Origin of the sequence: Microbacterium maritypicum MF109, assembly GCF_000455825.1 — a bacterium.
Classification (GTDB): Bacteria; Actinomycetota; Actinomycetes; order Actinomycetales; family Microbacteriaceae; genus Microbacterium; species Microbacterium maritypicum_A.
Window position 1 is genome coordinate 1 of the sequence record NZ_ATAO01000013.1, and the last position, 15838, is coordinate 15838.

Sequence of the window (15838 nt, forward strand, 5' to 3'; positions counted from 1 at the left end):
ATAAGAGACAGGTGTGGAGCACCGTGCGGACGAGGAGTCCGGCGAGGAGGGCCCAGAACGCGGCGCTGACCCCGAGCACGGCGATCCCGGATGCGGCCACCAGGAAGGTCACCACGGCGGGGATCCGTTCGCCCGGCTCGTCGATCGCCTGCTGCACCGATGAGCCGAACGCGGCGAACAGCGCCAGACCGGCGACGGCCGGGATCACGGCCGTCGGCGCGAGCACCACCAGAGCGGCGAAGGCGGCCGAGAAGACCGCGAGGACGAGGTATGAGGCCCCGGTCGAGACCCCGGCGACCCACCGCCTCTTCGGGTCGGGGTCGGCATCCGGCGAGGCGGCGAGTGCCGCGCTGATGGCGGCGAGGTTGATGGCGTGCCCGCCCGCCGTCGCTCCCAGTGCCGTGCCGACCCCGGTGACCAGCATGGCGGGACGCCACGGCACCTCGTATCCGAAGCTGCGCATGATCGCGACGCCCGGCACGTTCTGCGACGCCATCGTCACGATGAACAGCGGCAGTGCGAGGCCGACGAGCGCGCCGACCGTGAACGTGGGTGCAGTGAACTCGAGGCGCGGGAGCAGCAGCGCGGGGTCGAAGGTCGCATGCTCCATCGTCAGCGACACCGCGACCACGACGGCGGCGGCGACGAAGGCCAGTGGCACCGCCCAGCGCGGTGCGAGGCGCGCGAACACCAGCCACGTGAGCACGACCGGCGCCACGCCCCAGGGGTTCGCGACGATCCCGGTGATCGGGGCCAGGCACAGGGGCAGCAGCACGCCGGCGAGCATCGCCTGCGCGATCGACGGAGGGATGCGGGCGATCAGCGCGCCGAGGGCCGGCCACAGCGCGGTGAGCAGGATGAGTGCGGCGGTCACCAGGAAAGCGCCGACCGCTGCCGGCCATCCACCCTCGACGGTGCCCGTGGCGACGAGCAGGGCGGCTCCCGGAGTCGACCAGGCGACCGTGATCGGCATCCGATACCGCCATGCGAGCACCACGCAGGCCAGACCCATCGTGAGGCTGGCCGCGAGAAGCCCGCTCGCCGCCTGCGCCGCGTTCGCCCCGACCGCGTCGAGCCCGGTCAGCACCACCGCGAACGAGCTGGTGAATCCGACGAGTGCCGTCACCACCCCCGCCAGGATCGGGCGGGACAGGGGTGCGGCTTCGGGCATGGCTCCGAGGGTATCGCGGAGACGGAGGGGCGCCGCGGATCAGGGGGTGCCGCGCTAGGCGAGACCCATGCGGTGCGCGAGCACGACCGCCTGCACGCGATCGCGGGCGCCCAGCTTCTGGAGGATGCGCGAGACGTGTGTCTTCACGGTGGCCTCGCCGATGAACAGCGCCTGCGCGATCTCGGCGTTGCTTCGGGCATCGGCGAGCAGCGTCAGCACTTCGGCCTCGCGCTCGGTGAGGGGCTCGGCGAGCGTGACGTTCGACACGCCGCTGTTCGTGGTCGCGGCCGCCGCCGGAGCAGGCGTCGCGGCGAAACGTGCCAGCACGCGGCGGGTCACCTCGGGGGCGAGCATGCCGTCACCGGCGGCGAGCGCCCGGACGGCTGAGATCAGATCCTCCGCGCCGGCGTTCTTGAGCAGGAATCCACCGGCCCCGGCATCCAGAGCACGGTACAGGTAGTCGTCGCGATCGAAGGTCGTCACGATCGCGATGGCCGCGTCGACCTCCGGGTCGGCGACGATACGTCCGGTCGCCTCGATACCGTCCATGTCGGGCATCTGCACGTCCATCATGATGACGTCGGGACGGAGGGCAGATGCCTTGGCGACGGCCTCAGCACCCGATGATGCCTCGCCGACCACGGTGATGTCGGGCTGGGTGTCGAGGATCGTGCGGAAGCCGGCGCGCAGCAGGGCATGGTCGTCGACGAGCAGGACACGGATCGGATCGTTCATCGGTTCCTGCTCGATTCGCTCGCGACGGGAAAGGGCACGCGGGCGCGCACGCGCAGGCCGCCGAACGGCCGGGGGATCACCTCGAGCGTGCCTCCGGAGGCCGCGGCGCGTTCCCGCATCCCGAGCTGGCCGAGCCCGGGCCGAAGCTGGGCGACCGGGCGCCCCGTGTTCACGATCTCGATCTCGACGCCGTCGTCGTCGTAGCGCACGCGCACGTCGGCTGTCGCGTCGGGGCCGGCGTGACGGCGGGCGTTCGTGAGGGACTCCTGCGCTATGCGGTACAGGTTCACGGCGACGAGCGAAGGGACGGGCGCGGGGTCGCCGATGACCGTGTACGCGGTCGGCAGTCCCGCCTCGGTCGAGGCGTCGACGAGTTCGGCGATGTCGTCGAGGACGAGGGTGGAGGCGGCATCGGTGGTCTCCCCGCCGGGGGCCCGCAGAGTCTCGAGCAGTTGCCGCAGCTCGTGGATGGCGTCGCGTGCCGATCCCTCGATCCCGGTGAGGATGCGCGCGGACTCCGCGGGGTCCCGTTCCAGCACCAGGCGGGCGGCTCCCGCCTGCACGCCCATGACCGATACGTGGTGGGCGACGACGTCGTGCAGCTCGCGCGCGATGCGCACCCGGTCGAGGGCGACGGCCTGAGCAGCGGTGACCTCCCGCTCGCGCTCCAGCTCGGCCGTGCGCTGCTCGAGAACCGCCAGTTGGCTGGCCGCAGCCCAGGAGCGCTCGCCGAAGTAGTACGCCCCACCGAAGTAGAGCACGTTCAGCAGCAGCTGGATGAGCATGAAGGCGACGTACGGCGACATGGCCCCGGCGATCACATCCGCCTTGTCGGCTTCGTTGATCGCATCGCGGTACATCGTGATCAGCAGCCACACGAACATGCTCACGATGATCCCGACGCGCACGATGATCGCGCGCCGGCGGTTGTTCATCCAGGCGCCTGCCGTGTAGATGGCGATGAACATCGCGATGTTGCCGACATAGATCTCAGGGATCCGGATCGTCACGGCGGTGAAGTAGGCGGCGACCACGATGACGGCGACCGTGCCGGGCCAGCGGCGGCGGACGGCCAGGGGAGCAGTGACGACCGCCGCGTACACGAGGGCCGTCCACAGCGGCGCCTGCTCATCGCCGTACATCTCGGCGATCGAGGAGAGTGCAGCGCTCAGCACGGCCCCGACGAACATGACGGCGGCGAGCAGGATGTCGCTGCGCCGCTCGCGCTCAGTCGGCGTGCGGAGGAACGGGGCTGCGGGCATCCCTCCACCGTAGGGCGGGGCCCGTTCCGACCGCATCCCCCGCACGGGGGACCGAATTGTTACTTGCTATTGACAAGCTTAGTTGTTTTTTGCAAGCTGGTCACGAAAGGGCTCACCGACCGATGGGCTCGCATCTCCGGAGGAGTCATCATGACCAAGGTGTTCGTCAACCTGCCCACCAGCGACCTCGACCGCGCCAAGGCGTTCTACACCGCGCTCGGCTGCGAGATCAGCCCCCAGTTCACCGATGAGAACGCCGCATGCATCGTGTGGAGCGAGGACATCTACTTCATGGTGCTCAAGCGCGAGTTCTTCGCCACGTTCACCGACAAGCCGATCGCCGACCCGAACGAGGTCGTGCAGGTCTCCGTGGCCTTCAGTCAGGACTCGCGTGACGAGGTCGATGCGATTCTCGAGAAGGGTCTGGCCGCCGGCGGCACCGAGCCGAAGCCCGTGCAGGACTACGGCTTCATGTACTCGCGCGACCTCGACGACCCGGACGGCAACTCGCTCGGCTTCCTGTACATGACCCCCGAGGCCGTCGAGAACGGCCCGGACCACGTGGGCGACACCGCCGCGTCGGTCTGACATGGCGGCGCGCAGCTACGGCCAGTACTGCGGCGTGACGACGGCCGTCGAGCTGATCGGGGAGCGGTGGGCGCTGCTCATCGTCCGCGATCTGCTCGTCGGGCCCCGTCGCTACACCGACCTCAAACAGGGCCTGCCGCGCATCCCGACCAACATCCTGTCCACCCGGTTGAAGGAGTTGCAGGAGGGTGGGGTCGTGCGCCGGGTGCCGCTGCTGAACTGCGGCCTGGTGTACGAGCTCACCCCCTACGGCCGCTCGTTCGAGCCGATCATGCTCGCGCTCGGACGCTGGGGTTTCCAGGCGATGGGCGATCCCGCAGAGGGTGACGTCGTCACGCCCGACTCGCTCACGATGGCCTTGCGCACGGCGTTCCAGGAGGAATCCGCCGTGGATGCCGAGTACGAGCTGCATGTCGGCGACGTCGCCCTCCGTGCATCCGTGCACGACGGCGAGCTCCGCGTCGCGCAGATCACGCCGCCGGCGCCGCCGGTCGGCGGACGTCTTCCCGACGGCGCTCCGGACGCGGTGATCGTCGCCGGGCCCGGCATCCGTCGCCTCATCGGCGGCGAGGTCACCCCGGCGGAGGCCCTCGCGCAGGACATCGTCGCGGTCGTCCGGGGCGACGAATCGCTGCTGGACTCGTTCGCCGACACCTTCCGCATCGCACGACTGACAGTAGGGAGCACGACATGAACAGCCAATATCCCGATGAACAACAGGCATCCGGCCGGATCCTGATCGATCTCTTCACCTCTCTCGACGGCGTCGCCCAGGGCCCCGGCGGCACCGACGAGGACACCTCCGGCGGCTTCCGCTTCAGCGGCTGGCAGGCCGGGTATCCCTCCTCCGGGGTCGGTCCCGAGATCGAGAAGGGCATGCGCGGGCTCGACGCGCTGCTGCTCGGGCGCCGCACCTACGACATCTTCGCCTCGTACTGGCCACAGCACACCGAGGGGGAGTCGGGCGCCATCGGCACGCTCTTCAACCGGGTGCCGAAGTACGTGGCGACGCGGAATGCCGAACTCGCACTCGACTGGGAGGGCAGCACGCGCGTCGGTGCCGATCTGGCTGCCGAGGTGGCCGCGATGCGGGCGGCCCACCGCGAAGTGCACGTGATCGGCAGCATCGATTTCGTGCACACCCTGCTCGCAGAGGGACTCTTCGACGAGCTCAACCTCTGGGTCTATCCGCTGCTGCTGGGCGCGGGCAAGAAGGTGTTCGATGACGACGCGATGCCGAGCGTGCTGCGGTTGCTGGATCCGCCGATCACCGACGAGGCGGGTGTGACCCTGCTCCGGTACGGGCGCACCGATAGGGTGCCGGAGGTCGGGACGTTCGAGTGATCACGAGGGGGGTAACTCCCGTGTATCGACTATTCCCTTCCTATGTGCTGATCCTCTAGGTTCGAGAGGAAAGCTGCCGGCGATCGGCGGATGAATCGAGACTGTACGCGACGGTGGGATCACCGAGCGAACGGACTCCCTCGCAAGGTGAGAAGAATGACGCGACGACGCGGGATGCTGCGGGCTGTGCTGGGCGGAATGGCGGCGATCGCGATCGCCCTGGGAGGTGCGACAGCCGTCGTGGCGGCGGAAGATCCCGCGCCAACGGGTTCGATGTCCGGGACGGTGACGGCCGACGTCGGAGGAGCGGCGCTGGCGGGCATCCAGGTCTCCGCACAGCGAGATGGCGCGCTCGGCCGGTCCGACGCCGTCACCGATGCGACTGGCGGATATACGCTCACCGGCCTGGCCGACGGAACCTACCTGGTCCGCTTCTCTGCGCCGGACCGCAGCTTCGCCACGGAGTACTGGAACAACGCCAGCGACTCACTCGGCGCGCAGCGCGTCACGGTGACGAACGGGTCTGCGGCGACGGGCATCGACGCCGCGCTCGCCCCCGCGCCCTCGGCGTCTATCACCGGAACGGTCACCCGCGAGGACGACGGGACACCGGTTTCGGGCATCGCCGTCTCGGTGACCGGCCCCGGCACGGCCTGGGCATCGGGCTTCACCGATGCGTCCGGCACTTACACTCTCAACGCCCTCCCCGCCGGCTCGTACATCGTGAGGTTCCAGCCGGAGGGAACCGATCTGAAGCGCGAGTATTGGCAGAACGCCTTCGACTACTCCCAGGCGACCCCTGTCGTCCTCGCCGAGGGAGAAGCTGTCTCCGGCATCGATGCCTCCCTCGTGGCCGGGGGCGCGATCGCCGGCGTCGTCACGCGCGCCGATGACGGCGCGCCTCTCGCAAACGTCACGGTGAACGCGCTCGATGCGAACGGAGAGATCGTCGCCTTCGCGCGCACCAACCCTGCCGGCGCGTACGTTGTCGGCGGACTTCCTGCCGGTTCGTATCGCGTGCAGTTCGGCGCGCCCGCTCCCGGACTCGTCACGGAGTACTGGGAGAACGCGTACAGCTTCAACGCTGCGAAGGTCGTCGCCGTCGGTGAACTGCAGACGACCGCCGGGGTGAACGCGGCTCTTGACTCGGTCGGGTACATCAGCGGTTCGGTGACCAAGAGCGCAGACGGCTCTCGTGCACTCACCGCTATCACCGTCGCCGATGTGGAGGACAGCAGTCACGCATACTTCCTCGGCGTCGCGAACGACGGCACCTATCAGGTGGCCGTCGCGCCTGGCACCTATCGCGTGCACTTCGCGCCGTATGAGCCCGGTCTGCGAGCCGAGTACTGGGCCGACGCCTACACGGCGGGGACCGCGAACCCTGTCACGGTGACGTCCGGTGCGAACGTCGTCGGAATCGACGCGGAACTCGACGCGGCTGCCCTCGTGACCGGCACGGTCTCTCTCGACAGCAGTGAGGGGAGAGAGGTCATCGTCGAGGCCTGGTCCGGAAACGAGATCGTCGGCACGACCTTCGCTGATCTTCAGACCGGCGCGTATTCGCTCGCCCTTCCTGAAGGGTCGTTCATCCTGAAGGCCTCGGCCAACTTCTACAACGACAGCACAACGACCGCGCAGCCTCAGTTCTACGACGGCGTCGCCACGGCGGCGCAGGCGACTCCCGTCGTCGTGACCGTGGGCGCTCCCGTGTCGGGGATCGACTTCACCCTCGTCGCGGTCGCGAATCCTGAGCCGCAGCCGGGGCCCGCCCTCGCGCTCGGCGCAGGATCGATCCGCGCCGGGAATGACATCACCATCTCGGGCACGGGGTTCACGCCGGGAGCGACGATCGCATTCGAGCTGCACTCCGACCCGATCGCGCTCGGGACGCTGACTGCCGACGCGGACGGTGCACTTCAGGGCACGTTGCGTATTCCTGCGAACGTACCGGCCGGTGCGCACACCTTGGTGGCGCTGTCAGGCACGACGGTGATCTCCCGCACGGCGCTGACCGTCACCGCGGCAGCGGGGACGGGTGGTCAGGCCGGAGGAGCCGCGGCGGCACCGGGCGCAGGGCTGGCCACCACCGGTCTCGAGGCTCCGATCGCGATCGTGGTGATCGGCGTCGTCCTGGCCATGATGGGTGGGCTGCTCGTGCGGCGTCGCCGCGTCGAGAGCTGAGACTCAGCCGGGAACCGTCTCGATCACCGGTGATCCGAGAGCGGCACCACCGGCACTCGGACAGCGTGGAGGCGCGATGATTCGCGGGACGGGGCATTCCTTGTGAACGAGCAACGTGTGTCTGAATGGGTAGCACAAAGCGTGGCGAGGATCGACCCGGCGACACGTCTGTTCGTGGTCGACCACCTGGACGAGATCCTCGGCGAGACCCCCGATGGTGGGTTCGATATCCAAGCGAGCCTTGAGGTGTTGTCGTCGTGCGACCGGAGGCTGCCGTCGGGAATGGAAGCACGTCTCGCTCTTCCCTGGGGAGACAGCGTCACGCTGGAAACGGAGCTGCCGTCGCTGGACAGGGTTCCGGTTCTGGACCCGTACGAGCCGCCGTCCCTCTATGTTTTCTCCCGTGAATACTGGGCCATGCCGAACGACCGAGAAGAGCATCGGTGCCCGTATGACGGAAACCCGTGGGGAGATGCCTACGCGGTCGAGTATGTGTGCGGTCGTTCGCCTCGAGAGCGAGATCTCGATTGGGAGTTCACGAGAACGGTCTGGGTGCGCCCGAGAGAAACACCCTGAGCCTCGAGATCGAGAAGTGATCCGTCGCCATGGATCTCGGCGGCCAGGCTCAGGCACGGGCCCGAGGCGATGACCAGTCGGGCAACATCGTGTCAGTCGAGCAGCCGCTCGATCACTCGTGCCACACCGTCGTCGTCGTTCGAGGTGGTCGTCTCGTCGGCCGCATCCAACACGAGCGGTTCGGCGTCGGCCATCGCGACCCCGTGACCTGCCCAGCGGAGCATCTCGACGTCGTTGAGCGCATCGCCGAAGGCCACCACGTCGGCGCGGTCGATGCCGAGGTGGTCGCAGAGCCGGGCGAGGCCCGTCGCCTTGGTGACGCCCTCGGCCATGACCTCGACGAACGGGGCTCCGGAGAGCGTGGCCTCGAAGCCGGTGAGTCCGAGTGAGCGCACCACGTCGAACAGCGCGTCGGGCGCGAGCTCGGGGTGTCGGATCACGAACTTCAGGCTGGGAGCGGCGAGCACCTGCTCCAGAGGCACGCCGCCCATCGTCGCGGGATCCCGCTTGTGGTCGGCGAGAGCGGCGATCGCCGCGTAGCCGTCCTGAGCGACGAACGTCTCGCCCGCGTCGCGCACACTTGCGAACAGCAGGCCGGGGATGCTCGCGCGCAGAGCCTCGGCCAGAGTGCGGATCGTCTCGGGCGGAAGCTCTTCAGCGAACAGCATCCGCCCGTCGTCGAGGCGCACCGCGTACGCACCGTTGCTGCACAGCGCCCAGCCGTCGAACCCGGCATCCGCCGCGATGGCCCGCAGCCCGATCGGCTGACGGGCGGTGACCGGCACGACGTGGATGCCACGGGCGCGCGCGGCGTCGAGAGCCGCGCGGGTGCGTGGGGTGACGATCGATGTCGAATCGAGAAGGGTGCCGTCGAGATCGGTGGCGATCAGGCGCACTCTCATGGGGTCGACATTCAGGAGAAGATCATCGGCATGTCGTCGTCGTCATCGGCGCCGCCGGTTCCGAGACGGCGGCTATCGAGGTCGACGACCACGGGAACGTGATCACTGGGCTGCTCGCCCTTGCGCTCGTCGCGGTGGATGGACGCGCCCTGCACGGCCTCGGCCAGCGTGCGCGAGCCGAGCACGAAGTCGATGCGCACGCCCTCGTTGCGCGGGAACTTCAGGCGCTGATAGTCCCAATAGGTGAAGCCTTCGGGTATCAGCGGGCGCACGACGTCGGTCACCCCGGCATCCTGGAACGCGAAGAACGCGTCGCGCTCCTGCGGAGAGACATGGGTGGACCGGCCGATCACGATGTCGGGATCGCCGTTGTCGACGTCGAACGGAATGATGTTGAAGTCGCCGACCAGGGCCAGCGGCAGGTCGGGGTTCGCCGACAGCTCGGCGGCCGTCGACTTCTTCAGCTGCTCCAACCAATGCAGCTTGTAGAGATAGTGCGGGTCTTCGAGGGAGCGGCCGTTCGGCACGTACAGGCTCCACACCCGAACCCCGTCGACCATCACGCCGAGCGCGCGGGCCTCGAGCGGAGCATCCGGCCCCTCATGCCCCTTCGCGAAGCCCGGCATGCCCTCGAACGACGTGCGCACATCGGTGACGGGCAGGCGGCTCGCGATCGCGACGCCGTTCCACTGATTCAGGCCGTGCACCTCGACGTGGTAGCCGGCCTCTTCGAACGGCCCGTAGGGGAACTGCTCGGGCTTGCACTTGATCTCCTGCATCGCCAGCACATCGATGTCTTCTCGGACGGCGAACTCGACGGTGCGGGTGACGCGGGTGCGGATGGAGTTGACGTTCCAGGTGGCCAAGCGCATGCCTCCAGCCTAGTTGCGAGATCCGACACACGAGCCCGCGCTGGGTCCGTCGCCCGCGACCTGTATGGCGGTCACCTGCATGACCGCCGGACGGATGCATGAGCCGCAAGGCCGGGAGTTCATGCATCCGGTCAAACCTCATGCCTCCGCGCAGTGCGTCCCAGGCTTCTACACTGGATGCCGTGACCGCACTCGACGCAGACCGCCAGACACTCCTCGACCTCATCAAGGACGAGGCGGTGTTCCACGGCGACTTCACCCTCTCCAGCGGCAAGAAGGCGACGTACTACGTCGACATGCGCAAGCTCACGCTGGACCACCGTGCCGCTCCCGCGATCGGCCGCATCATGCTCGACCTGATCGGCGACCTCGATGTCGTGGCCGTCGGCGGGCTCACGCTCGGCGCCGACCCGATCGCGAACTCGGTGCTGCACGCCTCGGTCGCCGCCGGCACTCCGCTCGACGCGTTCGTCGTGCGCAAGGAGCCGAAGGACCACGGCCGCGGCCGCCAGATCGAAGGCGCCGATGTCAAGGGCAAGCGCGTCGTCGTGCTCGAAGACACTTCGACCACCGGGCAGTCGGCGCTCAAGGCCGTCGAAGCCCTGCGCAAGGAAGGCGCCGAGATCGTCGCCGTCGCCGTGATCGTCGACCGCAAGACCGGTGCGCAGGCGGCGATCGAAGCCGAGGGCCTCGAGTGGCGCGCGGCCTTCGACCTCGACGATCTCGGACTCGACCCGCAGTGACCCGCTACGCCCTGGCCGTCGACGTCGGCGGCACCAAGATGGAGGCCGCGCTCGTCGCGGAGGACGGCGTGCTCGTCGAGGGCAGCCGGAGCCGGCAGGCGACCGGTCGCGAAGCGACACTCGCGTCGCTCGACGCCTCGGTGGTCGCGATCGTCGAACATGCTCTCGCGGCTCTGCCCGCGGACGCCCTGCTCGTCGGAGCGGGAGTCGGCAGCGCCGGCCCCATCGACCGCACCGCCGGCGCGATCATGCCCGTGAACATGCCTCTGGCGCGTGGTTTCAGGCTCGAGGAGTCGGTCCGTGCGGCGGCATCCACGGTCATGGGGAGCGACGTGCCCACCGTGCTCGGTCACGACGGTGGTGCACTCGCGCTCGCCGAGTCGTGGCTCGGGGCCACGCAGGGGGCCGGTGCCTCGCTGTCGATCGTCGTCTCGACGGGGGTCGGCGGGGGATTCGTTGCGAACGGCGCATATATTCCCGGCGCTACCGGCAATGCCGGCCACCTCGGTCAGGTGCGCCGCGAGGGCGGTCTGACGCTCGAGGAGATCGCCTCGGGGCCGGCGAGCGCAGCCTGGGCGCAGAAGCAGGGATGGACAGGCGCCACGGGTGAAGACCTCGCACGGGATGCGGCTGCCGGTGACCTCGTCGCGCGGGCGGCGATCGAACGTTCGGCGCGCGAGGTGGGAGAGGCTCTCGCGGATGCCGCCACCCTCGTCGACCTCGACGTGGTCGCCATCGGCGGCGGATTCTCGCGGGTGTCGGCGGACTACATCGACCTCGTGCAGCAGGCTCTGACCGGCAGCGCGGCGCATGAGTACTCGCGTCGCACCCGGGTCGTGCGCTCGGGGCTCGGTGACGAGGGGCCGCTCATCGGCGCCGCCGCCCTCGTGCTGCGGTAGGGAGGTCCGTCCGCACGCGCTGATCAGCCGCGCGCCGCGAGCAGATGTCGTGGTGGTCCTTCGAGGCGGGCGACGGAGATCTTGAGGTCGGTGACGTCGGCGGCCACAGCGTCGATGCGGGCACTGAGCTTCTCATCGACGGCGTCGATGCGAGCCGTCAGCTTCTCGTCGACGGCATCGATGCGTGCGCTGAGCTTCTCGTCGACGGCGTCGATGCGGTCGGTCAGCTTCTGCTCCACCGTGTCGAAGCGGTCGTCGACCCGGCGGACCATCCAGGCGCCGGCGGCGAAGAGGCTGGTGCCGAGGGTGAGCACGATGCCGATGGCGCTGAGGACGATCGTGAGGGTCTCGGTGGTCACGGTCTCATCCTCTTCCCGTGGTGAGCAGGTGTCGTTGGGGTCCTTCGAGGCGGGCGACGGAGATCTTGAGGTCGGTGACGTCGGCGGCCACAGCGTCGATGCGGGCACTGAGCTTCTCGTCGACCGCGTCGATCCTGTCGTCGATGCGGCGGACCATCCAGGTGCCGGCGGCGAAGAGGCCCGTGGTGATCGTCAGCGCGACGCCGATCGCGCTGAGGACGATCGTGAGGACCTCGGTGGACACGCGCGCTCTCCTTTACTGCCGATGGGTGTGCTGCGGATAGGTATGTCAGCGAGGTTACGCCGCAGTCGCCCCTGTGTGCGCCGGTATTCCAGCATCTGTGAAGAGGTTGCCGGCGCCGCGAGATGTGGAGAGGAGGTCAGTCCGCAGCAGGTGTCGGCCGGGGCGATCGTGCGGCGACCAGCACGAGCATCGGGACGAGCGCGCACAGGGCGGCGGACACGAGGAACGTCGTGCTCGATGCCGGGTCTCGACCGATCAGGAGGATCAGGGCGGGCACGAAGGTGCCGCCCACGGCTCCGCACGCGACGAGGGCGCCGGTCACCGCGGCGCTGCGAGCGGGGTCGAGGTGGTCGAGCGCGAGGCCCAGGATGAGCCCGTAGCTCGGGGCGAGGAGCACGACCACGGCGGCCAATGCGACGAGTGCCCCCGCGGGTGCGGACGCCACCAGCAGTCCTGCGACCGCCATCAGGATCGCGGCGGCGCCCGTGGCGGTGATGAGGATCGCGATCGGTGACACGGAGAGACGGCGCAGGGCCGCCGCGCCGAAGCGACCGACGGCCATCAGCGTCCAGAACGCCGAGGTCCCCAGCGCGGCGAGGCCGGGGTCGACCCCGAGGATCCGCTCGGGGATCACGGCCGACCAGCCGGAGAGCACGGTCTCGACGCCGACGTAGAGGGGGAGGGCGACGGCGAACGGCAGGAGCACGAGCAGCCCGCGGAGGTCGCGGCGCGCGGGAGCTGCGGTGCGGGCATCCGGCGACACCGACCCCGTGAGCATCGCGATCGTGAGCAGCGGAACGACCGCCAGGATGCCGAGCGTCGCACGCACACCCGAGCCGGCGGCGACGATCAGCGGGGTGACGGCGGCGCAGACGGCCACCGTGCCGAGCAGTGCGCTGAGCAGACCCGTCGCGCTGCCGACCGACAGGGACTTCGCGGCGACCGACCCGGAGGCCTCGACCAATCCGAACCCGAACCCGGCGACGACAGCCGCGGCGATGAACACGGCGGGCGTGCCGGCCAGGGCCACGGCGACGATCGCGGCGGCCTGGAGGGCGCTGCCGAGCATCAGCACGGTGCGCGGAGGCCGGCGCATCAGGAGCGGACTCGACGCCAGCACCCCGACCAGGAGCCCGGCGAACAGCGCGGGCACGGCGGCGCTGAGGTCGGCCGCGATCGTCCGCTCGGCGGAGGGGAGGATGGCGGGAACGAACGCGGCCGTGACCCCGAGACCCGCGAAGGCGGTGAACAGTCCCGTCCGCGCGCGTAGGATCCCGTCGGTCACGCCCCCGCCGTCCGCACGCGGTGCACGGCGGCGAACGTGTCGCGCAGCGCCTCCATCGAGCGGTCGTAGTTCGATTGGGCGACGCCGATGAAGATGCAGTCGACCACCATGAGCTGGGCGATCCGGCTGCCGAGCGCGCCGGAGCGGAAGCCGGTCTCACGGGCGGCCGTCGTCAGCACGATGTCGGCCTGATCGGCCAGCGGTGCGCCGGCGTGGTTCGTGATCGCGATGGTGGTCGCTCCGGCCTGCCGGGCGAGCAGCAGGAACTCGATCGTGTCGGTGGTGGCGCCGGTGTGCGACACCGCGATCGCGACATTGCCGGGGCCGAGCGTCGCCGCCGAGGTCCATGCCGCGTGCGGGTCCGACCACTCCAGCGCCGTGCGTCCGATACGGGTGAGCTTGCGCTGCAGGTCGAGTCCGACGATGGAGCTCGCGCCCACACCGAAGATGTCGACCCTGGTCGACGAGGTGATGGCGTCGACCGAGGCCCGCAGCGAATCGGTGTCGAGCACCTTGGCGGTGTCGGCGAGGGAGAGCGTCTCGGCGAGCGACACCTTCGCGACGATGTCGGTCAGGGTGTCATTGCGGTCGATGTCGCCGGAGACGGCGGGGAGCGCGGCCGTGTCGAAGGTCTCGCGCTCGACGTCGCGCAGCACGTGGTTGCGCAGCTCGCGCACGTGCTCGTATCCGAGGCGTTTGCAGAACCGCACGACCGAGGTGGTCGAGGTGTCGCAGCGCTGGGCGAGCTCGGCGACGGAGAGGCCGGCGGTGCCCGCAGGGTCGGCGAGGAACAGATCGGCGATGCGCTGTTCACTCGGACGCAGTTCGGGGCGGATCGCGCGCATGCGGACGAGGACGGGGTGTGCGCCGGCATCGTCGCGGGCGGCTTCATGAGGCATGGGGTCTCCGATCACTGTTCATAACAGTAGAGGAACTTCTGTTACATCTGTAGTGACCTTCGTGTACTTTTGGTACCAACCACGACCGACGACGTTCACGGGGCGGCAGGCAACAGCGCCTGACCCGACGCCACGGCGGCGCGTCACATTCAGGAGGATCCAGCAATGAGCACAGCACGCTGGGCGTCACTCGGCGCTCTCACGGCGACGGGCCTCGCCTTCGCCCTCGTCATCACCGGGTGTTCCGCACCCGCATCCGACCCGAAGCCCTCCGAGGGCGCGGCGGGCGGCGACCTTGTCATCGGCGTCACCAGCGACCCGGACACCCTGTTCCCCTGGAAGGCCACCCAGTTCCAGGCCGTCAATGTGCTGCAGAACCTGTACGGCACGCTGACCGAGTTCGACGAGGACCTCAACGTGGTCCCCGGCCTCGCCGAGTCGTGGGACGTCTCCGAAGACGGCCTCACCCTGACCTTCCACCTGCGCGAGGGCGTCACGTTCGCCGACGGGAGCACCTTCGGTTCGGAAGACGTCAAGTACTCGCTCGACGCGATCGCGGCTGAGGCGACGGCCGCCGTCGCGCGCAGCTCCCTCGCCTCGGTCACCGCGGTCGAGGCCACCGACGAGAAGACCGTCACCCTCACCCTCAGCGCTCCCGACGCCGCGCTCCCCGCGAACCTCGCCGTGATCAACATGGCGATGCTGTCCTCGGACGACACCGAAGAGGGGCTGAACACCACGCCGAACGGCACCGGTCCCTTCATCCTCGACGACCGCAAGGCGAGCCAGTCGATCACGCTCGCCAAGAACGAGGACTACTGGGGAGACACCGCGCTGCTCGACACCGTCGAGTTCCGTGTGATCCCCGACGAGTCGTCGATCGTCTCGGCGATGCAGTCCGGCAACGTGCAGCTGGCCGTGTTCGACGACCCGCTGGTCGCGCAGACCGCCGAGGGTGCCAATGTGGAGGTCGCCACGACCCCGCAGCTGAGCTACCACGCGCTGCAGCTGAACGCCACGCGCGGCGACCTCACCGACGTCAACGTGCGCCTCGCGATCCAGTGCGCGATCGACCGTCAGGAGGTGCTCGACACCGCTGCGCTCGGCGAGGGCGAGGTCACCGGCCCGATCACTTCGCCCGCGTACAAGTCCGACCCGGATGCCCGTCCGTGCCCCGAGCGCGACCTCGACAAGGCCGCCGAGTACCTGAAGAAGGCGGGCAAGGAAGACGGCGTCACCATCAAGACGATCGTCTCGCAGGGGGAGTACGCCACCTCGGTCAACGAGGCGCAGAACCTCAAGGCCCAGCTGGCGGACGCGAACATCACGCTCGACCTCGAGGTGCTCGAGTCGGGCGCGTTCGTCGACCGCTGGATCGCGGCCGACTTCGACGCGGCGGTCGCGCTCAACGGCGGTCGCCCCGACCCCGACGGCATGTACGGCCGGTACTTCACGAGCACCGGAAACCTGAACAAGGTCGCCGGCTACTCCTCGCCCGAGCTCGACGCACTGTTCGCCGAGGGCCGCCAGACAGCCGACCCGGACAAGCGGAAGGACATCTACGCGCAGGTCTCGGAGAACCTCGAGGACAACGCCGCGTGGATCTGGCTGTTCACGAGCTACACCTACACGGCGACCGCGTCGACCGTCGACGGCTTCGTCCCGATGGTGAACGGCTCGCTGCAGTACCTGCGGACCACCTCCATCAAGTAGCGGATCGAGGGGGCGCGGCCACCCCGCGCCCCCTCCCTCCCCGACGACAGGCACCCACACAC

Annotated in this window: 17 protein-coding genes; 8 read left to right on the forward strand and 9 right to left on the reverse strand. The window is 69.2% G+C overall.

Annotated features, from left to right (window positions below):
• The 3 genes from L687_RS23335 to L687_RS23345 form a co-directional block, all read right to left on the reverse strand.
• Nucleotides 1-1171 (reverse strand): benzoate/H(+) symporter BenE family transporter (locus L687_RS23335; RefSeq protein ID WP_021198206.1); only part of this gene is annotated, 1171 nt, incomplete at its 3' end.
• 54 nt (nucleotides 1172-1225) lie between these two features.
• Complete coding sequence (locus L687_RS23340) at nucleotides 1226-1906, reverse strand: response regulator (protein WP_021198207.1); 681 nt, start codon at nucleotides 1904-1906, stop codon at nucleotides 1226-1228.
• Nucleotides 1903-3168, reverse strand: a complete 1266-nt coding sequence (locus L687_RS23345) for a sensor histidine kinase (protein WP_021198208.1) — start codon at nucleotides 3166-3168, stop codon at nucleotides 1903-1905. Before L687_RS23345 ends, L687_RS23340 begins: the two co-directional genes overlap by 4 nt.
• A gap of 150 nt (nucleotides 3169-3318) precedes the next feature.
• Between L687_RS23345 and L687_RS23350 the strand changes: the two genes are divergently transcribed.
• From L687_RS23350 to L687_RS23370, 5 genes are all read left to right on the forward strand, one after another.
• Complete coding sequence (locus L687_RS23350) at nucleotides 3319-3756, forward strand: VOC family protein (RefSeq protein WP_021198209.1); 438 nt, start codon at nucleotides 3319-3321, stop codon at nucleotides 3754-3756.
• A gap of 1 nt (nucleotide 3757) precedes the next feature.
• Nucleotides 3758-4450 carry a winged helix-turn-helix transcriptional regulator gene (locus L687_RS23355; RefSeq protein ID WP_021198210.1) on the forward strand — a complete coding sequence of 231 codons (693 nt, stop codon included), beginning with the start codon at nucleotides 3758-3760 and terminating at the stop codon, nucleotides 4448-4450.
• On the forward strand, nucleotides 4447-5100 hold the full coding sequence (locus tag L687_RS23360) for a dihydrofolate reductase family protein (RefSeq protein ID WP_021198211.1): 654 nt from the start codon (nucleotides 4447-4449) through the stop codon (nucleotides 5098-5100). Before L687_RS23355 ends, L687_RS23360 begins: the two co-directional genes overlap by 4 nt.
• Before the next feature lie 156 nt (nucleotides 5101-5256).
• Nucleotides 5257-7284 (forward strand): MSCRAMM family protein, encoded by a 2028-nt coding sequence (locus tag L687_RS23365; protein WP_167255300.1) that lies wholly within the window; start codon nucleotides 5257-5259, stop codon nucleotides 7282-7284.
• Between the two features lie 141 nt (nucleotides 7285-7425).
• Nucleotides 7426-7860 (forward strand): hypothetical protein, encoded by a 435-nt coding sequence (locus tag L687_RS23370; protein WP_021198213.1) that lies wholly within the window; start codon nucleotides 7426-7428, stop codon nucleotides 7858-7860.
• Between the two features lie 92 nt (nucleotides 7861-7952).
• Here L687_RS23370 and L687_RS23375 read toward each other — a convergent pair whose 3' ends face one another.
• Nucleotides 7953-8762, reverse strand: a complete 810-nt coding sequence (locus L687_RS23375) for a Cof-type HAD-IIB family hydrolase (RefSeq protein ID WP_031206662.1) — start codon at nucleotides 8760-8762, stop codon at nucleotides 7953-7955.
• 11 nt (nucleotides 8763-8773) lie between these two features.
• On the reverse strand, nucleotides 8774-9634 hold the full coding sequence (locus tag L687_RS23380) for an exodeoxyribonuclease III (RefSeq protein ID WP_021198215.1): 861 nt from the start codon (nucleotides 9632-9634) through the stop codon (nucleotides 8774-8776).
• Between the two features lie 182 nt (nucleotides 9635-9816).
• Here L687_RS23380 and pyrE point away from each other — a divergent pair, with 182 nt between their 5' ends.
• Nucleotides 9817-10377, forward strand: coding sequence for an orotate phosphoribosyltransferase (gene pyrE, locus L687_RS23385; RefSeq protein ID WP_021198216.1), 561 nt, complete (start codon nucleotides 9817-9819; stop codon nucleotides 10375-10377).
• Nucleotides 10374-11276: an ROK family protein gene (locus L687_RS23390; protein WP_021198217.1), complete on the forward strand. Its 903-nt coding sequence runs from the start codon at nucleotides 10374-10376 to the stop codon at nucleotides 11274-11276. The genes pyrE and L687_RS23390 overlap by 4 nt, the downstream gene beginning before the upstream one ends.
• A 23-nt stretch (nucleotides 11277-11299) precedes the next feature.
• Here L687_RS23390 and L687_RS23395 read toward each other — a convergent pair whose 3' ends face one another.
• From L687_RS23395 to L687_RS23410, 4 genes are all read right to left on the reverse strand, one after another.
• A complete protein-coding gene (locus L687_RS23395) occupies nucleotides 11300-11635 on the reverse strand; it encodes a hypothetical protein (RefSeq protein ID WP_021198218.1) in 336 nt (111 codons plus the stop codon).
• Nucleotides 11636-11639: 4 nt separating this feature from the next.
• Nucleotides 11640-11879, reverse strand: coding sequence for a hypothetical protein (locus tag L687_RS23400; protein ID WP_021198219.1), 240 nt, complete (start codon nucleotides 11877-11879; stop codon nucleotides 11640-11642).
• A gap of 136 nt (nucleotides 11880-12015) precedes the next feature.
• Nucleotides 12016-13164, reverse strand: coding sequence for an MFS transporter (locus L687_RS23405; protein ID WP_021198220.1), 1149 nt, complete (start codon nucleotides 13162-13164; stop codon nucleotides 12016-12018).
• On the reverse strand, nucleotides 13161-14063 hold the full coding sequence (locus tag L687_RS23410; RefSeq protein ID WP_029266345.1) for a MurR/RpiR family transcriptional regulator: 903 nt from the start codon (nucleotides 14061-14063) through the stop codon (nucleotides 13161-13163). The genes L687_RS23405 and L687_RS23410 overlap by 4 nt, the downstream gene beginning before the upstream one ends.
• A 165-nt stretch (nucleotides 14064-14228) precedes the next feature.
• On the opposite strand from L687_RS23410, the gene L687_RS23415 reads away from it, so the two are divergent.
• Entirely contained in the window at nucleotides 14229-15776 is a 1548-nt protein-coding gene (locus L687_RS23415) for an ABC transporter substrate-binding protein (RefSeq protein ID WP_021198222.1), read from the forward strand.
• Nucleotides 15777-15838: the final 62 nt, after the last annotated feature.